The organism is Acidovorax sp. SRB_24 (genome assembly GCF_012931925.1).
Map to the genome: position 1 here is coordinate 1 of NZ_MWOM01000353.1, position 259 is coordinate 259.

Below are 259 nucleotides of genomic sequence, written 5' to 3' on the forward strand. Positions count from 1 at the left end.
CGAGCGCGTGTTCGACCAGCGCATTGCGATCCATGCGGTCGCCGGGCAGTGGGTGGCGCTGCCGCAGCTGCACGGCGCGCCATCCTGATTTTTGCGGCGCCGGCCTGGCCGTGCGCACTGTTTTTTGGAGTCCCCGATGCAGATGGAAACCCCACCCCAGGCCAAGCCCTACGAGAAACCCGACGGCGAGCGCCGTGGCCTGGTCATCGTCCACACCGGCAACGGCAAGGGCAAGAGCACGGCCGCGTTCGGCCTGGCG

The 259-nt window shown here is 68.7% G+C and carries 1 protein-coding gene; it reads left to right on the top strand.

Annotated features, from left to right (window positions below; all coding sequences use genetic code 11):
* Positions 1–136: 136 nt before the first annotated feature.
* The coding region (locus tag B2J89_RS22245) for a cob(I)yrinic acid a,c-diamide adenosyltransferase (protein ID WP_205763946.1) at positions 137–259 on the top strand (123 nt) is incomplete at its 3' end.